At 45.7% G+C, this 20,279-nt stretch carries 19 protein-coding genes; 18 read left to right on the top strand and 1 reads right to left on the bottom strand.

Features of this window, described 5'->3' with window-relative positions:
* Positions 1-157: 157 nt before the first annotated feature.
* Entirely contained in the window at positions 158-799 is a 642-nt protein-coding gene (locus tag ACYQ5K_RS01185) for a type I phosphoribosyltransferase (RefSeq protein ID WP_173688487.1), read from the top strand.
* Between the two features lie 146 nt (positions 800-945).
* Here ACYQ5K_RS01185 and rpsT read toward each other — a convergent pair whose 3' ends face one another.
* Positions 946-1,209 (bottom strand): 30S ribosomal protein S20, encoded by a 264-nt coding sequence (gene rpsT, locus ACYQ5K_RS01180; RefSeq protein WP_173688486.1) that lies wholly within the window; start codon positions 1,207-1,209, stop codon positions 946-948.
* A 194-nt stretch (positions 1,210-1,403) separates the two neighbouring features.
* On the opposite strand from rpsT, the gene gpr reads away from it, so the two are divergent.
* The 17 genes from gpr to rpsO all read left to right on the top strand — a co-directional run bounded on the left by gpr (position 1,404) and on the right by rpsO (position 20,247).
* Positions 1,404-2,366 carry a GPR endopeptidase gene (gene gpr / locus ACYQ5K_RS01175; RefSeq protein WP_173688485.1) on the top strand — a complete coding sequence of 321 codons (963 nt, stop codon included), beginning with the start codon at positions 1,404-1,406 and terminating at the stop codon, positions 2,364-2,366.
* Between the two features lie 119 nt (positions 2,367-2,485).
* Positions 2,486-3,664: a stage II sporulation protein P gene (locus ACYQ5K_RS01170; RefSeq protein WP_195231300.1), complete on the top strand. Its 1,179-nt coding sequence runs from the start codon at positions 2,486-2,488 to the stop codon at positions 3,662-3,664.
* A gap of 225 nt (positions 3,665-3,889) precedes the next feature.
* Complete coding sequence (locus tag ACYQ5K_RS01165) at positions 3,890-5,809, top strand: DNA gyrase/topoisomerase IV subunit B (protein WP_173688483.1); 1,920 nt, start codon at positions 3,890-3,892, stop codon at positions 5,807-5,809.
* A gap of 80 nt (positions 5,810-5,889) precedes the next feature.
* Complete coding sequence (locus ACYQ5K_RS01160) at positions 5,890-8,130, top strand: DNA gyrase/topoisomerase IV subunit A (RefSeq protein WP_173688482.1); 2,241 nt, start codon at positions 5,890-5,892, stop codon at positions 8,128-8,130.
* A gap of 9 nt (positions 8,131-8,139) precedes the next feature.
* Entirely contained in the window at positions 8,140-9,891 is a 1,752-nt protein-coding gene (locus ACYQ5K_RS01155) for a molecular chaperone HscC (RefSeq protein ID WP_195231298.1), read from the top strand.
* Positions 9,891-10,889 (top strand): DnaJ domain-containing protein, encoded by a 999-nt coding sequence (locus ACYQ5K_RS01150; protein ID WP_173688480.1) that lies wholly within the window; start codon positions 9,891-9,893, stop codon positions 10,887-10,889. The genes ACYQ5K_RS01155 and ACYQ5K_RS01150 overlap by 1 nt, the downstream gene beginning before the upstream one ends.
* 12 nt (positions 10,890-10,901) lie before the next feature.
* On the top strand, positions 10,902-11,462 hold the full coding sequence (locus tag ACYQ5K_RS01145; protein WP_173688479.1) for a hypothetical protein: 561 nt from the start codon (positions 10,902-10,904) through the stop codon (positions 11,460-11,462).
* Between the two features lie 129 nt (positions 11,463-11,591).
* Positions 11,592-12,059: a ribosome maturation factor RimP gene (gene rimP / locus ACYQ5K_RS01140; protein ID WP_173688478.1), complete on the top strand. Its 468-nt coding sequence runs from the start codon at positions 11,592-11,594 to the stop codon at positions 12,057-12,059.
* A 19-nt stretch (positions 12,060-12,078) separates the two neighbouring features.
* Positions 12,079-13,260, top strand: coding sequence for a transcription termination factor NusA (gene nusA / locus ACYQ5K_RS01135; protein WP_008369313.1), 1,182 nt, complete (start codon positions 12,079-12,081; stop codon positions 13,258-13,260).
* Between the two features lie 65 nt (positions 13,261-13,325).
* Positions 13,326-13,553 (top strand): RNase P modulator RnpM, encoded by a 228-nt coding sequence (rnpM, locus tag ACYQ5K_RS01130; RefSeq protein WP_420314998.1) that lies wholly within the window; start codon positions 13,326-13,328, stop codon positions 13,551-13,553.
* On the top strand, positions 13,546-13,854 hold the full coding sequence (locus ACYQ5K_RS01125) for a L7Ae/L30e/S12e/Gadd45 family ribosomal protein (protein WP_173688476.1): 309 nt from the start codon (positions 13,546-13,548) through the stop codon (positions 13,852-13,854). Before rnpM ends, ACYQ5K_RS01125 begins: the two co-directional genes overlap by 8 nt.
* 27 nt (positions 13,855-13,881) lie before the next feature.
* Positions 13,882-16,506, top strand: coding sequence for a translation initiation factor IF-2 (gene infB / locus ACYQ5K_RS01120; RefSeq protein WP_173688475.1), 2,625 nt, complete (start codon positions 13,882-13,884; stop codon positions 16,504-16,506).
* Between the two features lie 13 nt (positions 16,507-16,519).
* Positions 16,520-16,891 carry a 30S ribosome-binding factor RbfA gene (gene rbfA, locus ACYQ5K_RS01115; protein WP_008369305.1) on the top strand — a complete coding sequence of 124 codons (372 nt, stop codon included), beginning with the start codon at positions 16,520-16,522 and terminating at the stop codon, positions 16,889-16,891.
* A 1-nt stretch (position 16,892) separates the two neighbouring features.
* A complete protein-coding gene (locus tag ACYQ5K_RS01110) occupies positions 16,893-17,855 on the top strand; it encodes a DHH family phosphoesterase (RefSeq protein ID WP_173688474.1) in 963 nt (320 codons plus the stop codon).
* Positions 17,852-18,781, top strand: coding sequence for a tRNA pseudouridine(55) synthase TruB (truB, locus tag ACYQ5K_RS01105; protein WP_173688473.1), 930 nt, complete (start codon positions 17,852-17,854; stop codon positions 18,779-18,781). Before ACYQ5K_RS01110 ends, truB begins: the two co-directional genes overlap by 4 nt.
* Positions 18,782-18,793: 12 nt before the next feature.
* Positions 18,794-19,726: a bifunctional riboflavin kinase/FAD synthetase gene (locus ACYQ5K_RS01100; RefSeq protein WP_173688472.1), complete on the top strand. Its 933-nt coding sequence runs from the start codon at positions 18,794-18,796 to the stop codon at positions 19,724-19,726.
* A 254-nt stretch (positions 19,727-19,980) separates the two neighbouring features.
* A complete protein-coding gene (rpsO, locus tag ACYQ5K_RS01095) occupies positions 19,981-20,247 on the top strand; it encodes a 30S ribosomal protein S15 (protein ID WP_008369295.1) in 267 nt (88 codons plus the stop codon).
* The last annotated feature ends 32 nt before the right edge of the window (positions 20,248-20,279 follow it).

Raw genomic sequence — 20,279 nt, 5'->3', positions numbered from 1 at the left:
TTGGCGTCCCCCCAAAACAAAAGTCCTGTCAAACCACCAAACCATCAAACCACCCAACTTCCACCCACCACCAAATATACATATTGCACAACCCACCCCTCTGTGCTATACTAAAACCAGTCAAAACCACCAAAACAACTTAAAGGAGGAACTAGAAATGGATGAAAGACTGGAAGACCTTCGCTCCACCAAAAACCCAAAGGCGCGAATTAAAATTTTAAAAGGACACTTTGCAACAAGTCATTCCCACATCAACACCTACATCGACATGTCGACGGTCAAATCCCGTCACAACAACGCCCGTGAGACTGCAAAAGTTCTTGCAGCAGCTTACCTTTCTAACACAACGGTAGATACCATCGTTTGCATGGAGGAGACAGAAGTGATCGGAACTTTCCTTGCCGAGCAGCTTGCCGATGAGAACCAGTACTCACTCAGCAAAGGAAACAACATTTCCATTATTACCCCGGAGATGTATCAGGACGGACAGATCCTGTTCCGTGACAACAAACAGAGAATGGTCGAGAACAAACAGGTCCTGATCCTTGCAGCGTCCATCACAACCGGTAAATCTGTCAAACAGGCAATCGAGTCCATTCTGTACTACGGAGGAAGAGTCTGCGGAATCAGCGCAATTTTCAGTTCAGTCAACAAGATTGCAGGAATGGAAGTCAATACGATCTTCACAAGCAGTGACCTTCCACATTACAGAGCGTATTCTCCGGAGGATTGCCCGAAGTGCAGAGAAGGACAGCGGATCGAAGCTATCGTGAACAGCTACGGCTATTCTAAATTATAAGAGAAAATCAGAAGACAAAAAAGTCTGTACCGGATGCAAGCAGCATTCAGTACAGACTCTTTTTTAAAGATTTATGAAAACAATAAAGACAGCCACTGACGGGATGGCTGCCTTTTTATCATTCATTATTTATCTCGAAACCGGAATTAAGCAATTTCGTTAACAGCTTTTGTTAAACGAGAGATTTTTCTTGCGCAAGTATTTTTGTGGTAAACACCCTTGCTTCCTGCTTTGTTGATTACAGAGATTGCTTCTTTTAATGCAGCCTTTGCAGCTTCAACATCTTTCTTTTCAACAGCAGTTTCAACTTTCTTTACATAAGTTTTCACTTTAGATTTGATTGCTTTATTTCTAGCTGTCTTTGTCTCAGTTACTAAAATTCTCTTTTTTGCGGATTTAATATTAGCCATTTCCGACACCTCCAAATTATCATTTCATAAATTATATAATCATAATATTGAATTCGACGAAAAGTGACACGGAACATCCGTCGAACACACTTATTTATTTTAGGCGAAGAAAGATTGCTTGTCAATACATAATTCCAATTTTTTTGCGAAAAACTAAGTGAATAAAACAGAAAATACAGAAATGGGAGAGGACTATGGTTGAAAAGTATAATATCAGGACGGATCTGGCTCTGGAAGAGAAGGAACGATTTGAAGCTGACCATGTTGAGGTCCAGGGTGTGATCCTGACGGAAGAGTATGATGAGGAAAATGAGATCCGCATCACAACAGTGCAGATTAAGACCGAAAACGGAGCAAAAGTGATGGGAAAACCGGTTGGCAGCTATATTACGATCGAGGCACCGGAAATGGCAGTTCCCGATGAAGGATATCATGAGGAGGTTTCACAGCAGCTTCGGAAATTCATTGGAGAACTGCTTCCCAAAAGAAAGATGGAAAAGATCCTGGTGGTCGGTCTTGGCAACCGTCAGGTGACACCGGACGCACTTGGCCCTTATGTGGTAGACAACCTGCATATCACAAGGCATATCATTGAGGAGTACGGAAAGTATGCGACAGGGGAAGATGAGGTCTGGTCGGTCAGCGCGATCGTACCGGGGGTTATGGGGCAGACCGGAATGGAGACTGTAGAGGTGATCCGGGGGGTGGTGGCAGAGACAAAACCGGATATCCTTCTGGTGATCGATGCGCTGGCAGCGAGAAATTCAAAAAGGCTGAACCGGACGATCCAGATCGCGGATACGGGAATTAATCCGGGATCCGGGGTGGGAAATCACCGGAATGCAATCACGGAAAAGACAGTCGGGATCCCGGTGATTGCAATCGGTGTGCCGACTGTAGTGGATGCGGCAACCATTGTAGGTGATACGATGGATAATCTGCTCAGTGCAGTGGAAGTATCTGAATCTTTAAAAGGCATGGCAAGTGTGATCAAAGGATACAGTCCGGCAGAAAAATATGAGCTGATCAAGGAACTGATCGCACCACATTTAAATGGAATGTTTGTCACACCAAAAGATATTGATGAGACCGTCAGGCGAATCAGTTATACGATTTCTGAGGCGCTGAATATGCTTTTTGCAGCTTCAGCGACATAATCAGGCGGTGAGTTGCATATATTATGTCAATATGACACAAAAGATCCGGGGCAGGATCCAGTCTGGAAAGATAGGGTTTTGCTACGGTAATCTTCAGAAACAGGCAGGGAGGCGCGCAGATGAAAAAAGAACAGAGAATTTGTGTGCTTCTCGCCATTATGATTTTGGGAATCTGGGGACTGGAAGCAAAAAGCAGCGGTTCACTGATCCCGAGATCCTGGAAGATCAGGATGATCCAGAGTGTTCAGGAAAATGCGGAGCGGCTTTATATGCCGGGAGTTACATATACGGAGAAAAAACAAGGGAAAATCCGGATGACGGAGGCTGTCGTCCACATGGCATCTGCCCTGATTCCTCTTGGTAATTATGTGACTGAGCGGGAGGCGGCAGAGCTTCTGACAGAAGATGAGGCCACCTATGCGCTTCTTGCAAAAAAGCAGGCGGAAGAAGAAAATTCGGTGGATGAAAACGGACAGCTTATCGGGGAAGATAAAAGCGAAGAGACAAGGCAGGCGTCCGTACCGACGATGGATCTTTCGATGGACCGGCTAAATGATTTTGAATATCTTGTGAGCAATTTTTATACGGTGGACAGCGTGACGTATATCAATCCTTCGGAGTTGAACGCTTCGGAGCTGCTTGGAAAGGATCTGAGGATTGATCTGGGTACGGGCGGTTCGAAAATCCTGATCTATCACACCCATTCCCAGGAGACATTTGCAGATTCAGACAATGATCCGTCCACCTCAATTGTAGGGATCGGGCGTTATCTGACGGAGATTTTAAATGACAAATACAAGATTCCGACCATGCATCATGAGGGAGTATATGATCTGATCGATGGTAAACTGGACCGGAGCGAAGCTTATGAATTTGCCAAACCTGAGGTGGAACAGATCCTTGCGGAAAATCCGAGTATCGAAGTGGTGATCGATCTGCATAGAGACGGCGTGGCGGATACTACGCATCTGGTGACGGAGATAAATGGAAAACCGACGGCACAGATCATGTTTTTTAATGGACTGAGCCGGACACGGGTAAACGGAGATCTTGCCGGAATGGCCAATCCATATTTGCAGGATAATCTTGCATTTTCCCTGCAGATGAAGATTGCGGCAGAAACAAAATATCCGGGATTTGCAAGGAGAAACTATCTTCGCGGCTATAAATACAATATGGATCTGATGCCGCGGATGCTTCTTATTGAGGCGGGCGCGCAGACTAACACGGTAGAGGAAATGCGAAATGCCATGGAGGTGCTGGCAGATCTTTTAAATAGTGTGCTGACCGGACAATAGAAGGAGTCTTATGACAAAATGGAAACTATAGAAATTTACCGATATAAAATATGTTATAATGGCAGGAGAGGTCAATTTGGCTTGACAAGAGGATTGAAATTGAGATAGAATTTTTCTTACTGAATTGAAGAAACAGATCAGGGAATCCGGGGGATTGTAAGGAGGCTGCTGCCGCAGGATTTTACCTGGATATTTTAGAATGGATCATAAGAGGAGAGGAAGACAATGGCAAAAAAGACTACATATGATGCGGAGAGTATTACCATTCTGGAAGGACTGGAAGCTGTCCGGAAAAGACCGGGAATGTATATTGGAAGCGTCAGTACCAAGGGGCTTAACCACCTGGTGTACGAAATTGTAGATAATGCGGTAGATGAGCATCTGGCAGGATTTTGTTCACAGATCGAGGTGACACTGGAAAAGGACGGTTCTGCAACGGTAACAGATAATGGACGAGGTGTGCCGGTAGGCATGCATGCAAAAGGAGTATCGGCAGCCAGAATCGTATATACCACCCTTCATGCAGGAGGTAAGTTCGATGATTCGGCATACAAGACAAGTGGCGGTCTGCACGGAGTAGGTTCTTCGGTTGTTAATGCACTGTCTACTTATATGGATGTAAAGATCAGCCGTGACGGTGCGGTCCACCACGACCGTTATGAGAGAGGAATTCCGGTGGTAGAACTGGAGGATGGGCTTCTTCCGGTGATCGGAAAGACCAAAAAGACCGGGACCTGTGTCAATTTTCTTCCGGATCCGACAATTTTCGAGAAGACGAGATTTAAAGAGGAAGAGATCAAGAGCCGACTGCATGAGACAGCCTACCTGAATCCGGAACTGACGATTATATTTACAGATAAAAGAAAGACACAGGAAGAGAGGATTGAGTATCATGAACCGGATGGGATCATTGGGTTTATCAAGGATCTGAATTCCAAAAAAGAAGTGATCCACGATCCGGTTTACTATAAAGGAGAGGCAGAAGGCATCGAAGTGGAAGTTGCATTCCAGTATGTGAATGAATTCCATGAAAATGTACTAGGCTTCTGCAACAATATTTATAATGCGGAAGGGGGAACCCACCTGACCGGGTTCAAGACGACATTTACGACGATCATGAACCAGTATGCCCGTGAAATTGGTGTGTTAAAGGATAAGGATGCCAACTTTACCGGTGCAGATGTGCGGAACGGAATGACGGCGATCGTATCGATCAAGCACCCGGATCCGAGATTTGAGGGACAGACCAAGACAAAGCTGGACAACCAGGATGCGGCAAAAGCGACCGGAAAGGTGACCAGTGATGAGATCCCGCGTTTCTTTGACCGGAATCTGGAGACACTGAAAAAGGTTCTTTCCTGTGCGGAAAAGGCAGCGAAGATCCGTAAAAGTGAGGAAAAGGCAAAGACAAATCTTCTGACCAGGCAGAAATATTCCTTTGACAGCAACGGAAAGCTTGCAAACTGTGAGAGCCGGGATGCATCCAAATGTGAAATCTTCATCGTCGAGGGAGATTCTGCGGGAGGAAGCGCAAAGACTGCCCGCGACAGAATGTATCAGGCAATCCTGCCGATCCGTGGAAAGATCCTGAATGTGGAAAAAGCAAGCATCGATAAGGTTCTGGCAAATGCCGAGATCAAGACCATGATCAATGCATTCGGATGTGGATTTTCAGAGGGATACGGTAATGACTTTGATATCACAAAGCTGCGGTATGACAAGATTATCATCATGGCGGATGCGGACGTGGATGGAGCACATATTTCCACGCTGCTCCTGACTTTATTCTACCGGTTTATGCCGGAACTGATCTACGAGGGGCATGTCTACGTGGCAATGCCGCCGCTTTATAAGGCGATGCCGAAAAAGGGAGAAGAAGAGTACCTTTACGATGATAAGGCACTGGAGAGATACAGAAAGACCCATTCTGACTTTACCCTGCAGCGATACAAAGGTCTGGGTGAAATGGATGCAGAGCAGCTCTGGGAGACAACCCTCAACCCGGAAACCCGAATGATGAAACGGATCGAGATCGAGGATGCACGTATGGCATCCGGTGTAACAGAGATGCTGATGGGAACAGAAGTTCCGCCGCGCCGCGCATTTATTTATGAAAATGCGACAGAGGCAGAACTGGATATTTAAAAACAGATCGGAAAGGCATGGATTTTCAAAAGGAGAAAGTCTGTGCATCAGAAAACATAAACTAGAAGAGGTAAGAGAAAATGGAAGAGTCACAGATCATCCGGACGGAATATTCGGAGCTGATGAAAAAATCATATATTGACTATGCCATGAGTGTTATCATTTCCAGAGCCCTCCCGGATGTCAGGGATGGTCTGAAACCGGTACAGAGAAGAACACTCTATGACATGTATGAGCTGGGAATCCGTTACGACAAGCCGTACCGTAAATGTGCGCGTATTGTCGGGGATACCATGGGTAAATATCATCCCCATGGAGACAGCTCGATCTATGAAGCACTGGTTGTTATGGCACAGGAGTTCAAAAAAGGAATGATCCTGGTAGATGGTCATGGAAACTTCGGCTCCATTGAAGGAGACGGGGCGGCAGCCATGCGTTATACCGAAGCAAGACTGGCGAAAATCACACAGGAGGCATATCTTGCCGATCTGGACAAAGATATCATTGATTTTGTACCGAATTTTGATGAGACAGAAAAAGAACCGGCAGTTCTTCCGGTAAGGATTCCGAACCTTCTGCTGAACGGTGCGGAAGGAATCGCAGTTGGTATGGCAACCAGTATTCCGACACATAACCTGGGTGAGATTGTGGATGCGGTTAAGGCATACATGAAGAACAATGACATCACTACAAAACAGTTGATGAAGTACATCAAGGGACCGGATTTCCCGACAGGCGGGATCGTCGTCAATAAAGATGATCTGGCAGAGATTTATGAGACCGGAACCGGAAAGATCAAGATTCGTGGAAAAGTAGATGTGGAAGAGATAAAAGGTGGACGGAAGAAGATCGTCATTTCCGAAATCCCGTACACCATGATCGGAGCCGGAATCGGTAAATTTCTGAACGATGTCTGCAATCTGGTGGAGACAAAGAAGACCAGTGACATCGTAGACATTTCCAATCAGTCTTCCAAGGAAGGAATCCGTATTGTAATTGAAGTGAAGCGTGATGCAGATGTGGACAACCTGATCAACATGCTTTATAAAAAGACCAGACTGGAGGATACTTTTGGTGTCAATATGCTTGCGGTAGCCGATGGCAGACCGGAAGTACTGGGACTCAAACGTATCATCGAACATCATGTAGATTTCCAGTTTGAACTTGCAACCAGAAAATACAAAACGCTGCTGAAAAAAGAGCAGGATAAAAAAGAAATCCAGGAGGGTCTGATCAAGGCGTGTGATGTGATCGACCTGATCATTGAGATCCTGCGTGGAAGCTCGTCCATCAGGGATGCAAAAGAATGTCTGACAACAGGTGCGACAGAGAAGATCAAGTTTAAGTCGAAAAGATCCGAAAAAATGGCATCCATGCTCCGGTTTACCGACCGGCAGGCACAGGCGATTCTGGAGATGCGTCTGTACAAGCTGATCGGTCTGGAAATCGAGGCACTGATGAAGGAGCATGAGACAACGCTTGCAAACATTGCAAAATATGAGGATATTCTGAATAATTATGATTCTATGGCGCAGGTGATCATTGATGATCTGGATGCGCTGAAAAAAGAATATGCCGTGAAGCGTAAAACAAAGATCGAGAATGCAGAAGAAGCTGTGTTTGAGGAAAATAAAGTACAGGAGCAGGAGGTTGTCCTTCTGATGGACCGCTTTGGTTATGCAAAGACGGTGGATGGATCCGTCTATGAACGTAACCGGGAGGCGGCAGATAAGGAGAATAAGTATATTCTGCGCTGTATGAATACCGGCAAGCTGTGTCTATTTACATCGGATGGCAAGATGCATCAGATCAAAGTGATGGATCTCCCTTACGGAAAGTTCAGGGACAAAGGATTTCCAATCGACAATGTAAGTAATTTTGACAGTACAAAAGAAGGAATCGTATATCTGTGTGATGACAGAGAACTCTTTTTCTCCAAATTCCTGTTTGCCACGAAGCAGGGAATGATCAAAAAGGTGGCAGGAAGTGAATTCCAGGTAACTAAGCGGACAATCGCGGCAACGAAACTGCAGGACGAAGATGCACTGGTAAGCATCCAGCCAATCCGGGATGTGCAGGATGTAGTTCTGATGACGGAGAATGGATTTGTGCTCCGTTTCCCGGCGGAAGAAGTTTCGGAGAAGAAAAAGGGTGCAGTTGGTGTGCGCGGTATGAAATTACAGAAAAATGACAGTGTGGAAGAGGTATATCTGTTTGAAGAAGGAACGGAGAGCAAGGTGATCTTCCATGAAAAAGAAGTGACACTGAACCGTTTGAAACGGGCGAAAAGAGATGGAACAGGAACACGAATGAGAAAGTAGGTCGGTTATATGGCAACGGTAGGAATTGATCTTGGAACAACAAACAGTCTGGTAAGCGTGTGGCAGGATGATAAATGCACGTTGATTCCAAATAATCTGGGAGAATATTTAACACCGTCGGTAGTAGGAATTGATGAAAACGGTGAAATGCTGGTGGGAAAAACCGCAAAAGAGCGGCTGATCTCCCATCCGGAAAGTACAGTGGCAAGCTTCAAGCGTTTTATGGGGACAGAGAAGACATTTATACTTGGAAACAGGCGGTTTACAGCGGCAGATCTGTCGTCCATGGTCCTGCGGCAGCTGAAAGAAGATGCGGAAAAATACCTGGGTGAGCCGGTTGAAGAGGCAGTCATCAGTGTTCCGGCGTATTTTAATGATTTTCAGAGAAATGCGACGAAGATGGCAGGAGAGCTTGCCGGACTTACAGTGGAACGTCTGGTCAATGAGCCGTCGGCGGCAGCACTTGCCTATCGCTTTGGAAAGACTGAGGAGGATCAGACCTTTCTGGTGTTTGATTTTGGCGGAGGAACTCTGGATATCTCGATCGTAGATGCATTTGACAGTGTGATCGAGATCGTGGCAGTTGCCGGGGACAATCATCTCGGCGGAGATGACGTGAACCGTGCAATTGCAGAGAAATTCCTGAGTGTCAACCAGATCGATGAGGGTAGGATTACCAATGAAGAGAGAGCCAGCCTGATCCGTGAGAGTGAAAAGCTGAAGCGGAAGCTGACAAGTGAGCCGGAGGGCGAGATGGAAGTTGTGATCGGCGGACAGGTTTACCAGATGAAGCTGGATGCGAAAGGACTTCTTGAAGTGTCCTCAAAGCTGCTTGAAGGAATCGGAATTCCGCTCAAGCGGGCGATGGATGACAGCGGTTATGGCTGGGAGGATATTGACGAGATCATTATGATCGGTGGATCCGGTAAGATGAAGATCGTGCAGAATTATCTGCAGTTTCTGAGTGGTAAAAGACCGCGGTGTGAGATCGATCCGGATGTTGCGGTTGCAGTCGGCGCCGGAATGTATGCCGGAATCAAGGAGCGGAAGCAGGCAGTGAGGGATGTACTTCTTACAGACATCTGTCCGTTTACACTTGGAACCGAGATCATTCACGGAGATACCAGGGGACCGGCGATCATGTCTCCGATCATTGAGCGGAATTCGGTACTTCCGATCAGCCGGATAGAGCGGTACTGGACAGTGCATCAGTTCCAGGAATACTGTGATATCACGATCCTGCAGGGTGAGCACCGCTTTGCGGATCAGAATCTGGAGCTCGGGCGGATCCGTGTGCCGGTTCCGCTGGCAAAAAGAGCGGACCAGAGGGAAGCGGTGGATGTAAGATTTACCTATGATATCAACGGGATCCTGGAAGTGGATGTGACAGTTGTCAGCACAAAAGAGCACTTCAGTAAGGTGATCGTCAATAAAGATATCCAGCTGACACCGGAGCAGATCGAGGAAAGAAGAAAAGAGCTGCAGAAAATAAAGATCCACCCAAGAGAGCAGGAAAAGAATCGCCTTCTGATGGAGAGAGGAGACCGTCTTTACGAAGAAAATACCGGAGAGATCCGGAAATATCTGGACAAGATCCTGGCAGATTTTTCAGTTGCATTAAATTCACAGGATCTGCGGACGATCGAGAAGGCGTATACAAGGACGAGTGAGCTTCTGGATATTGTGGAGAACACACCGAAGAGATCGGTGCCGGTCAAAATAGAAGCTTATCTGTATGACGAGTGGAGGAGGCAGCAGTGATGAACTGTTTTACGGTACTTGGGATTGAACCAACAACGGAAAAGAAAAAGATAAAGAGAGCATATGCGGCAAAGTCCAGGGAGTTCCACCCGGAAGAACACCCGGAGGAATTTCAGAGGATCCACGATGCTTACGAAGAGGCGCTTGCGTGGGCAGAGCGGAATGCTGAAAACGAAGCAGAGACACAGATGCCGGAAGAACCGCGGCAGATGGAGATGGGAGCAGCGGAGCAGGAAAAAGCAGCGGAATCTGAAACATGGAATTATGCAGAGCCGGAGAGAAACCCAGAAGAGGCTTACATGGAAAATCCTCAGAAAGAAGATGCACAGTCAGAAGAATCTTCTGCGCAGTATGAAGAACTTCCTGTGCATTCTGACGAAGATTCTGAGGAAAGTTTCCGGGAAGAAGAGGCAGGAGAGCCACCTGTACAGTTAGAGGAAGATTCCCGGACATGGGACAGTGACTGGGACCGCCAGTTCCAGAATATGGCGGATGCTTCTGAGCGACAGGGCGCAGATGACCGTGAGATCCGGAAGATCATGGAACAGTGCATCAGTCTGTATCTGAATGAAAAGGAACGGAATAAGCTGTACCACTGGAAGGATATCCTGGAGGAACCGGCGTATAGAGAATATTTCAGGACGAAGACTTTTGTGGAATCCTGGTATCATTTTCTGGATACCCACCGGATGTTCGATGCGGCAATCTGGCAGTATTTCCAGTGGATAGACGGAAAGCTTTTTTCAGCTCTCGAAGCAGGAGTAATTCCGTTCAAATATCCGACAGCGGAAGAAACGGAACGGATTCCACGACAGGAAGATGTGGAGCAGCCACGCCCGGAGACAAGGAATCCGGGAACTGGGTCCGGACCAGATCTTCCGAAAGCGAAGAAAGAAAAGTCCAAAGCGGTAAAGATACTGTTATATCTTGCGGCACTTATCGGAACCGGGATCGGAGGAATGATCCTTGGAATTATAGCAGGTACGATATTAGGGTAAGGAGGACGGAAGATGAAAAAGAAAAAATCCGGAAAAAGAATTTTTGCAATCGTTCTTCTTGTTGTGGTTGGAATTGGCGGTTTTTATTTTGGATATGATATCGGAAGAATGGATCACGATGAGGAGAGGATACGGGAAGAACTGAAAAAGACGACTGCTGATTCGGAAATATCCATCCGCCCGGTTGCAAAGGGTGGTACTGGAAAAACGGAGATTGAAATCCTGACAGAATGTCTGGGGGATGCGAAGGACAGCCTGGAGAACCTGGAAAAATATAATGAACAGCTGCAGGCGCTCGATGGAAAGACACCGGATACAGAAACCGTTGTTTTGATACAGGATCTGGATGATAAGAACGAAAAAGCATATGAAGTACTAAAAGATCTTACGGAAGACCCGGCGGGATACATCGCAGAAAAAGCGGCGGCGCGTGGCGAAGGTGATGAAGTCTGGGCAGATGACTGGGCAGCAGATATCCAGGTTGTAAAATGGCTGAAAGAGAACGATGGAAAGCGTCTTTACAAAGAGAATCAGGCATATATTTTAAAAATCCTTGCATTTCAGGAAAAGTAGTGCTATACTGTATGCAGTTACATAAGAAATCTGGCAGAAGAGTGGACGAAAGTTCACTCTTCTTTTTGCCAGTCATATAACCAGAATCCAACAGATTTCTGGAACCTGATAAAGAAAGGAAGTTGCAGATTGTCAAAAAAAGAAGTATATGAACAGAAAACAGAAGAGATTCTGATCCCAATCGTGGAAAAGCATGGATTTGATCTCTGGGATGTGGAATATGTAAAAGAGGGTGGAAACTGGTACCTGCGTGCTTATATCGATAAGCCGGGCGGAATCATGGTTGATGACTGTGAGGTGGTAAGCCGGGAACTTTCAGACATTCTGGATGAGAAGGATTTCATCGATGAAGCGTATATTCTGGAAGTGAGCTCGCCGGGACTTGGCAGACCGCTTAAGAAAGAAAAAGACTTTGCAAGAAGCCTGGGAGAAGAAGTAGAAGTTCGTACTTACCGGGCAATCGACAGACAGAAAGAGTTTATTGGAATCTTAAAAGATTATGATAAAGATACAGTTACCATTGAATATGAAGACGGTGAGACGATGACATTTGACAAAGCAGATATCGCACTGATCCGTCTGGCGTTCGATTTCTAGTGACAGGAGGAAGAAGGAAATGAATACCGAATTATTAGAAGCACTTACAATTCTTGAAGAGGAAAAAGATATCAGCAGAGATACTCTGATGGATGCCATTGAGAATTCACTGATCAATGCCTGTAAGAATCATTTCGGAAAAGCAGACAATATCAAAGTAATTATGGATAAGGAGACATGTGATTACACTCTGATCCAGGAGAAGACCGTTGTAGAAGAAGTAGAGGACAAAGTAGAACAGATCAGTCTTGCAGATGCGAAGATGATCGATCCTTCTTATGAGATCGGTGACATCGTACAGATCCCGGTTGAGTCCAAATCTTTCGGACGTATCGCAACACAGAATGCAAAGAACCTGATTCTTCAGAAGATCCGTGAAGAAGAAAGAAAAGTTGTATATGATCAGTACTTTGAAAAAGAAAAAGATATCGTGACAGGTGTGGTTCAGAGATATATTGGCAAGAATGTCAGTGTAAACCTTGGAAAAGCAGATGCGATCCTTACTGAGAATGAACAGGTAAAAGGTGAGAAATTCGAGCCGACAGAGCGTATCAAACTTTACGTTGTAGAGGTGAAGAACACGACAAAAGGACCAAAGATCCTTGTATCAAGAACACATCCGGAACTGGTTAAGCGGCTTTTTGAGGCGGAAGTAACCGAGGTGCGTGATGGTATTGTAGAGATCAAGAGCATTGCAAGAGAAGCAGGTTCCCGTACCAAGATCGCAGTATGGTCTAACGACCCGGATGTAGATCCGGTTGGAGCATGCGTTGGTATGAACGGTGCCAGAGTCGGAGCCGTTGTAAATGAACTCCGCGGTGAAAAGATTGATATCATCAACTGGAGTGATAACCCGGCAATCCTGATCGAGAATGCACTCAGCCCGGCAAAGGTTATTTCTGTAATGGCTGATCCGGATGAGAGAACAGCAAGTGTAATCGTACCGGATTACCAGCTTTCACTTGCAATCGGTAAAGAAGGTCAGAATGCACGTCTTGCAGCAAGACTGACCGGATATAAGATCGATATCAAGAATGAAACACAGGCGATCGAGTCTGGCGAACTTCCGGCAGATTATATGAATATGGCTGAGAATTATGAAGATGATTATCAGGAGGAAGAGTATTCGGACGAAGAATATTCTGCTGATGAAGAATCAGAGGAAGAAGTAGCAGATGATCTTGATCTGTATGAAGAATAGACAGAGGTGATTATTTGAGTACGACCAAAAAGGTCCCGATGCGTAAATGCGTGGGATGTCAGGAAATGAAGAACAAAAAAGAAATGCTGCGTGTTCTGAAAACAGCAGAAGGCGAATTCATTCTGGACGCAACCGGACGTAAGAACGGGCGTGGGGCATATCTGTGCTTTTCCAGAAAATGTTTGCAGGAAGCAATAAAGAATAAAGGACTGGAACGTTCTTTCAAACAGGCGATACCAAAAGAGGTATACGAAAATCTGGAAAAGGAGCTGGAGCAGCTTGGACATGAATAGAGCATTATCGATGATCAGTCTGGCGACCAAAGCCGGCAAGACAAAGAGCGGGGAATTCATGACAGAAAAAGAAGTCAAGGAAGGACGCGCGCATCTGGTGATCGTGGCAGACGACGCATCGGACAATACAAAAAAGAAATTTCAGAACATGTGTGATTTTTATAAAGTGCCAATATACTTTTTTGAAGATAAAGATACCCTGGGCCATGCGATGGGAAAAGAGTTCCGCGCTTCGCTTGCAGTAACAGATGCAGGGTTTGCAAAAGGAATCAGAAAACATCTGGATACGGAAGAAGGATAGCAGGAACTGTATACAGGAGGTAAATTTATGGCAAAATTAAGAGTATATGAACTGGCAGAACAGATGAATAAGACAAACAAAGAAATACTCTCTATATTAAAAGACAAAGGAATTGAGGTGGCAAGTCATATGAGTACACTTTCAGATGAACAGATTGATGCAGTAAAAGGTGAAAAAGCTTCTGAAGATACACCGAAGAAGAAAAATATTGTGCAGGTTTTCAGACCGCAGAACTCACAGGGCGGCGGAAGAGGCCGTAATGGCCAGGGACGCCCGCAGGGCAGTCGAAACGGACAGCGCCCGCAGGGCAATGGAAATGGCCAGGGACGCTCACAGGGTAATGGAAACAGACAGGAACGTCCACAGAATGGTAACAGCCAGGGACGCCCGCAGGGTAATGGAAATGGCCAGGGACGTCCGCAGAACGGAAACAGACAGGAACGCCCGCAGGGTAATGGAAATGGCCAGGGACGCCCGCAGAACGGAAACAGACAGGATCGTCCGCAGGGAGAAAACCGCGACAACAGACAGCGCAGAAATCCAAACGGACCAAGAAACGGTCAGGATCAGAGACAGGGACGCCCGGGTGATGGAAGAAGAGATGGCGGATTCCAGAACCGCGGAGACAGAAGAGATAACCGTGATAACAGAGACGGAAGAGAGATGCGTGATGGCGGACGCCGTGACGACAGAAGAAAATCCAGCCCGTCTATTCCGGCACCTGCAATCGCAGAACAGAAACCAAGCCGCAACAAACCAAAAGATGCGCACAAGAAAAAAGAATACAACAGAAATGAAGAGAACGAAGACAGACTGCAGAAAGGCAAAAAGGGCAAAAACAATAACGCTCAGCCGAAAATGGTAAAACCGCAGCCGAAGAAAGAAGTTGTGGAAGAGCAGATCAAGCAGATCACAATTCCGGAAGTACTTACAATCCAGGAACTGGCAGATGCTATGAAGATCCAGCCATCCGTAATCGTAAAGAAACTCTTCATGCAGGGCAAGATTGTAACCGTCAACCAGGAAATTGATTATGAGATGGCTGAAGAAATCGCTCTGGAATTCGACGTGCTTTGTGAAAAAGAAGAAGTAGTCGATGTGATCGAAGAACTTCTGAAAGAAGACGAAGAAGACGAAAAGAAAATGAAGAAACGTCCGCCAGTAGTCTGCGTTATGGGACACGTTGACCACGGTAAAACTTCTCTTCTTGACAAAATCCGTGACACACACGTCATCGCAGGAGAAGCAGGTGGAATCACACAGCATATCGGTGCTTCGGTTGTAGAAATCAACGGTGAGAAAATCACCTTCCTCGATACACCGGGACATGAAGCATTTACCGCAATGCGTATGCGTGGTGCAAATTCTACCGATATTGCAATCCTGGTTGTTGCAGCAGATGACGGTGTTATGCCGCAGACAGTAGAAGCGATCAACCATGCGAAGGCAGCAGGAATCGAGATCGTAGTTGCGATCAACAAGATCGACAAGCCAAGTGCCAATATCGACCGTGTAAAACAGGAACTTACCGAATATGAACTGATTCCGGAAGACTGGGGCGGAAGCACCATCTGTGTACCGGTATCTGCTCATACAGGGGAAGGTATCAAAGAGCTTCTGGAAATGGTTCTTCTTACCGCAGAAGTGATGGAACTGAAAGCAAATCCGAACCGCCGTGCAAGAGGTCTTGTGATTGAGGCTGAGCTTGACAAAGGAAAAGGACCGGTTGCAACCGTTCTGGTACAGAAGGGTACACTCCGTGTCGGAGATCCGATCGCAGCAGGTTCTGCATATGGTAAAGTACGTGCCATGATGGATGACCAGGGACGCCGCGTAAAAGAAGCAGGTCCTTCTATGCCGGTTGAGATCCTCGGTCTTAATGATGTGCCGAATGCAGGTGAAGTATTTGTTGGCTGCAAGAATGATAAAGATGCAAGAAGCTTTGCAGAGACATTCATCAGCCAGAACAAGATCAAGAAACTGGAAGAAACCAAGTCCAAGATGTCCCTGGATGATCTGTTCAACCAGATCCAGGAAGGTAACTTAAAAGAACTTGGAATCGTTGTAAAAGCAGACGTACAGGGATCTGTAGAAGCAATCAAGCAGAGCCTTGTCAAACTTTCCAATGAAGAAGTCGTTGTCAAGATCATCCATGGTGGTGTTGGTGCGATCAACGAATCTGACGTTACACTTGCTGCAGCATCCAATGCGATCATTATCGGATTCAATGTACGTCCGGATGCAACTGCAAAAGAAACAGCAGAACGTGAAGGCGTTGACGTGAGACTGTACCGTGTCATCTACAATGCGATCGAAGATGTTGAAGCAGCCATGAAGGGTATGCTTGAGCCTGTATTTGAAGAAAAGGTACTTGGTCATGCCGAAGTACGTCAGACATTCAAGGCTTCCGGAGTCGGAACAATTGCAGGATCTTATGTCCTTGACGGTACATTTGAACGTGACTGCCAGGCAAGAATCGTCCGTGACGGCGTTGTGATCTACGATGGTAAGCTTGCTTCATTAAAGCGTTTCAAAGATGATGTGAAGGAAGTTAAAGCCGGATATGAATGTGGTTTCGTATTTGAACGTTTCAACGATGTCAAAGAAGGAGACCAGGTAGAAGCATTCAAGATGGTGGAAGTTCCTAGATAAAGAAGGGTAGAAAATGAGAAAAAACAGCATTAAGAATACAAGAGTAAACGCAGAGGTACAGCGTGAACTGAGTACTATTCTGCGCGGAGGAATCAAGGATCCGCGTGTTGCACCGATGACTTCGGTTGTAGCGGTAGAGGTTGCTCCGGATCTTAAAACCTGCAAAGCATATATCAGTGTCCTGGGCGATGAAAAAGCCCAGGCTGATACCCTGAAGGGATTACAGAGCGCAGAAGGCTATATCCGCCGCGAACTTGCTCATACACTGAATATGCGTAACACACCGGAGATCAAGTTCGTACTGGATCAGTCCATTGAATATGGTGTCCGGATGTCAAAGAAAATTGATGATGTAACCAGAGATTTACGGGAAGAGGATGATTAGTATGTTATTAGATGCAATTTCAAAAGCCGGGACGATCGCACTGGGCGGACATGTCCGCCCGGACGGGGACTGCGCAGGTTCCTGCATGGGATTGTATAACTATGTCAGAGAGAATTTTCCTGAAAAAGAGATTGATGTTTATCTGGAAGAGCTTCCGAATACACTGAAGTTCATGAAAAATACAGATAAGATCCGGCATGAAGTGACGGAAGAAAAAACCTATGATCTGTTTATCGCACTGGATTGCGGGGATATAGGAAGACTTGGATTTTCAGCAGTTCTTTTCAAAAAAGCGGCAGTAAGATTCTGCGTAGATCATCATGTGAGCAACCAGAGTTTTGCAGACCAGAACTATATCATGCCGGATGCAAGCTCGACAAGTGAGCTGATCTACGATCTGCTGGATTATGGGAAGATGTCTGTGGAGACTGCCGAGTGCCTTTACACGGGAATGGTGCATGATACCGGTGTGTTCCGTTATTCCTGTACCCATCCGTCGACCATGCGCGCGGCAGCATCACTGATGGAAAAAGGGATTGATTTTACAAAGATCATTACAGAGACTTTTGATGAAAAGACCTATGCACAGAACCAGGTTCTGGGGCGAGCATTGCTGGAAAGCTTTCTTTTTATGGACGGAAGATGTATTGTATCTTACGTCACAAAAGAAGAGATGGATTTCTACCAGGTAAAAGCGAAACATCTGGATGGAATCGTAAGCCAGCTGAAACTCACAAAAGATATCGATGTTGCAATTTTTATGTATGAGCTTGAACATGGAACCTTTAAGGTAAGTCTGCGATCCAGTGAAAAGATAGATGTAAGTGTAGTTGCAAGCTATTTTGGCGGCGGCGGACACGCAAGGGCAGCCGGATTCTCCATGACTGCCACACCGCATGATATCATCAACAATCTGGCAAGAAGACTGGAACTTCAGTTTAACAGTGGGAGCGAAGCGGAATGATACATGGCGTACTGAATGTATATAAAGAAAAAGGTTATACGTCCCATGATGTGGTTGCAAAGCTGCGCGGGATCGTAAAGCAGAAAAAGATCGGGCATACCGGAACCCTTGATCCGGATGCCGAAGGAGTACTTCCGGTCTGCTTTGGAAAAGCAACAAAGCTTTGTGACCTGCTGACAGATAAAGATAAAACCTATCAGGCGGTTCTTCTTCTTGGTCAGGTGACGGATACACAGGATACTTCCGGTCAGGTTCTGGAAAAGCACAGTACAGAAGATCTGACCAATGAAAAAGTGGAAAATGTGATCCGCAGCTTTGAGGGGGAATACGATCAGATTCCGCCGATGTATTCGGCACTCAAAGTTAACGGGAAAAAGCTTTATGAGCTTGCCAGAGAGGGCAAAGAAGTAGAGCGGAAAGCACGGAGAATCACGATTCATGAGATCCGGATCCTGGAGATCAGTCTTCCGGAGGTAAAACTGGAAGTGACCTGTTCAAAGGGAACGTATATCCGTACGCTGTGTCATGATATCGGTCAGAAGCTTGGCTGTGGCGGATGCATGAAAGAGCTTTTGAGAACACGTGTAGAGCGGTTTGAACTTCAAGACAGTATCCGGCTCGGTGAAATCGAACAGCTTCAGAAAGAAGGGATTCTGGAGGAGAAGATCATCGCGATAGATGAAATGTTTCCGGCGTATGCAAAGGTCGTACTGCCACCGAAAACGGCTGCGGCAGTACGGAACGGGAATAGTTTCAGAAGAAGAGAGATTTCACAGGAAACAGCATTAAAGGAGTATGAGAACGAAGAGAGAGTCCGTGTGTACGATGAATCCCATCAGTTTATTGCGATTTACTGTTACTGCAGGAAAGACGATCTCTTCAAGATTGTTAAAATGTTTTTTGATGGAAATGAAAAAAGTAATTAAAGAGGAAAGAACATGGACTATATCAGAGGTCTGGAAGCCTATCAGGATTCCAGAGAGGCAGCAATCACACTCGGTAAATTTGATGGAGTTCACAGAGGACATCAGAAGCTGATCAAAAAAGTATGTCAGCTGAAGGCAAAAAAAGGCGTTCGTTCTGTTGTGTTTGCATTTGATATGAATCCGCTTTATGAAAAGCTTGGAAAATCAAGAGAAGGGATCATGTCCAATGAGGAGCGCAGATGTCTTCTGGACGGGAAAGTAGATGTATTGCTGGAATGTCCGTTTTCCGAAGATGTCACAAGTATGTCGGCAGAGGATTTCATCAGGAAGATCCTGATTGAAAAAATTCATGCCCGGTATATTGTGATCGGAACGGATTTCCACTTTGGGCATGACAAGCGTGGCGATGCAAAAATGCTTGCAGAATATGCGGGTGTGTATGGATATGAACTTTTTGTGATTGAAAAAGAGATGTATGGAGACAGGGAAATCAGCAGCAGCTATGTTCGTGAAGAACTTCGCAAAGGTAACATGGAAGCGGTGAATGATATGCTTGGATATGCATATACTGTACGGGGGAAAGTAGAGTATGGACAGCAGCTTGGCAGAAAACTGGGATTTCCGACTCTTAATGTGCATCCGGCTAAAGATAAGCTCCTTCCACCGAACGGAGTTTATCTGGACAGCGTGAAGATTGACGGAATTTGGTATAATGGTATCGGAAATGTTGGATTCAAACCGACGGTATCAAGTGATAAACGTATGCTGATCGAGAGCAATCTTTTTGATTATAGCGGTAATGCATACGAAAAAGACGTAGAAATTCAGCTTTATCATTTTAAAAGACCGGAGCAGAAGTTTGAATCGGTAGAAACAATGAAGGCGCAGATTGATCAGGATATTGCTTACGCAAAAGAATTTTTCCGTTATCATCATAAGAAATAACAGAGCCGGTGAAAAAGCTCAGGAAATGCGGTCATTTACAGGCGGCCTGCGTTGCTGGTCACAGATACTGTGAACAGTAACTATGAAAACCTGCCAGATGCAGAAAAACCTGCCAGATGCAGAAAAACCTGCTTGACAGGATCCGGGGCATATGGTACACTAGGCAAGTATGAAAAACCGATGTTCGGCAGATGGATTCTCCAACCACTGCTTAATATCAGGCAATTAACAGTATATTTAGGAGGTAGTGACAAATGATCACAAAAGAAATGAAAGAACAGATTATCAAAGAATATGGAAGAACAGAAGGAGATACAGGATCTCCGGAAGTACAGGTAGCTCTTCTGACAGCTAGAATCAATGATCTTACAGATCACTTCAAAGCTAATCCGAAGGATCATCACTCAAGAAGAGGACTTCTTAAGATGGTTGGACAGAGAAGAGGACTTCTTGCATACCTTAAGAAGAATGACATTGAAAGATATCGTTCACTGATCGAAAGATTAGGTTTAAGAAAGTAAGACATATTTTTACAGGGAGCGAAAGGCATCGG

Source organism: Allocoprococcus similis, from assembly GCF_054660775.1.
This window is presented reverse-complemented; position numbering and strand designations above follow the sequence as displayed.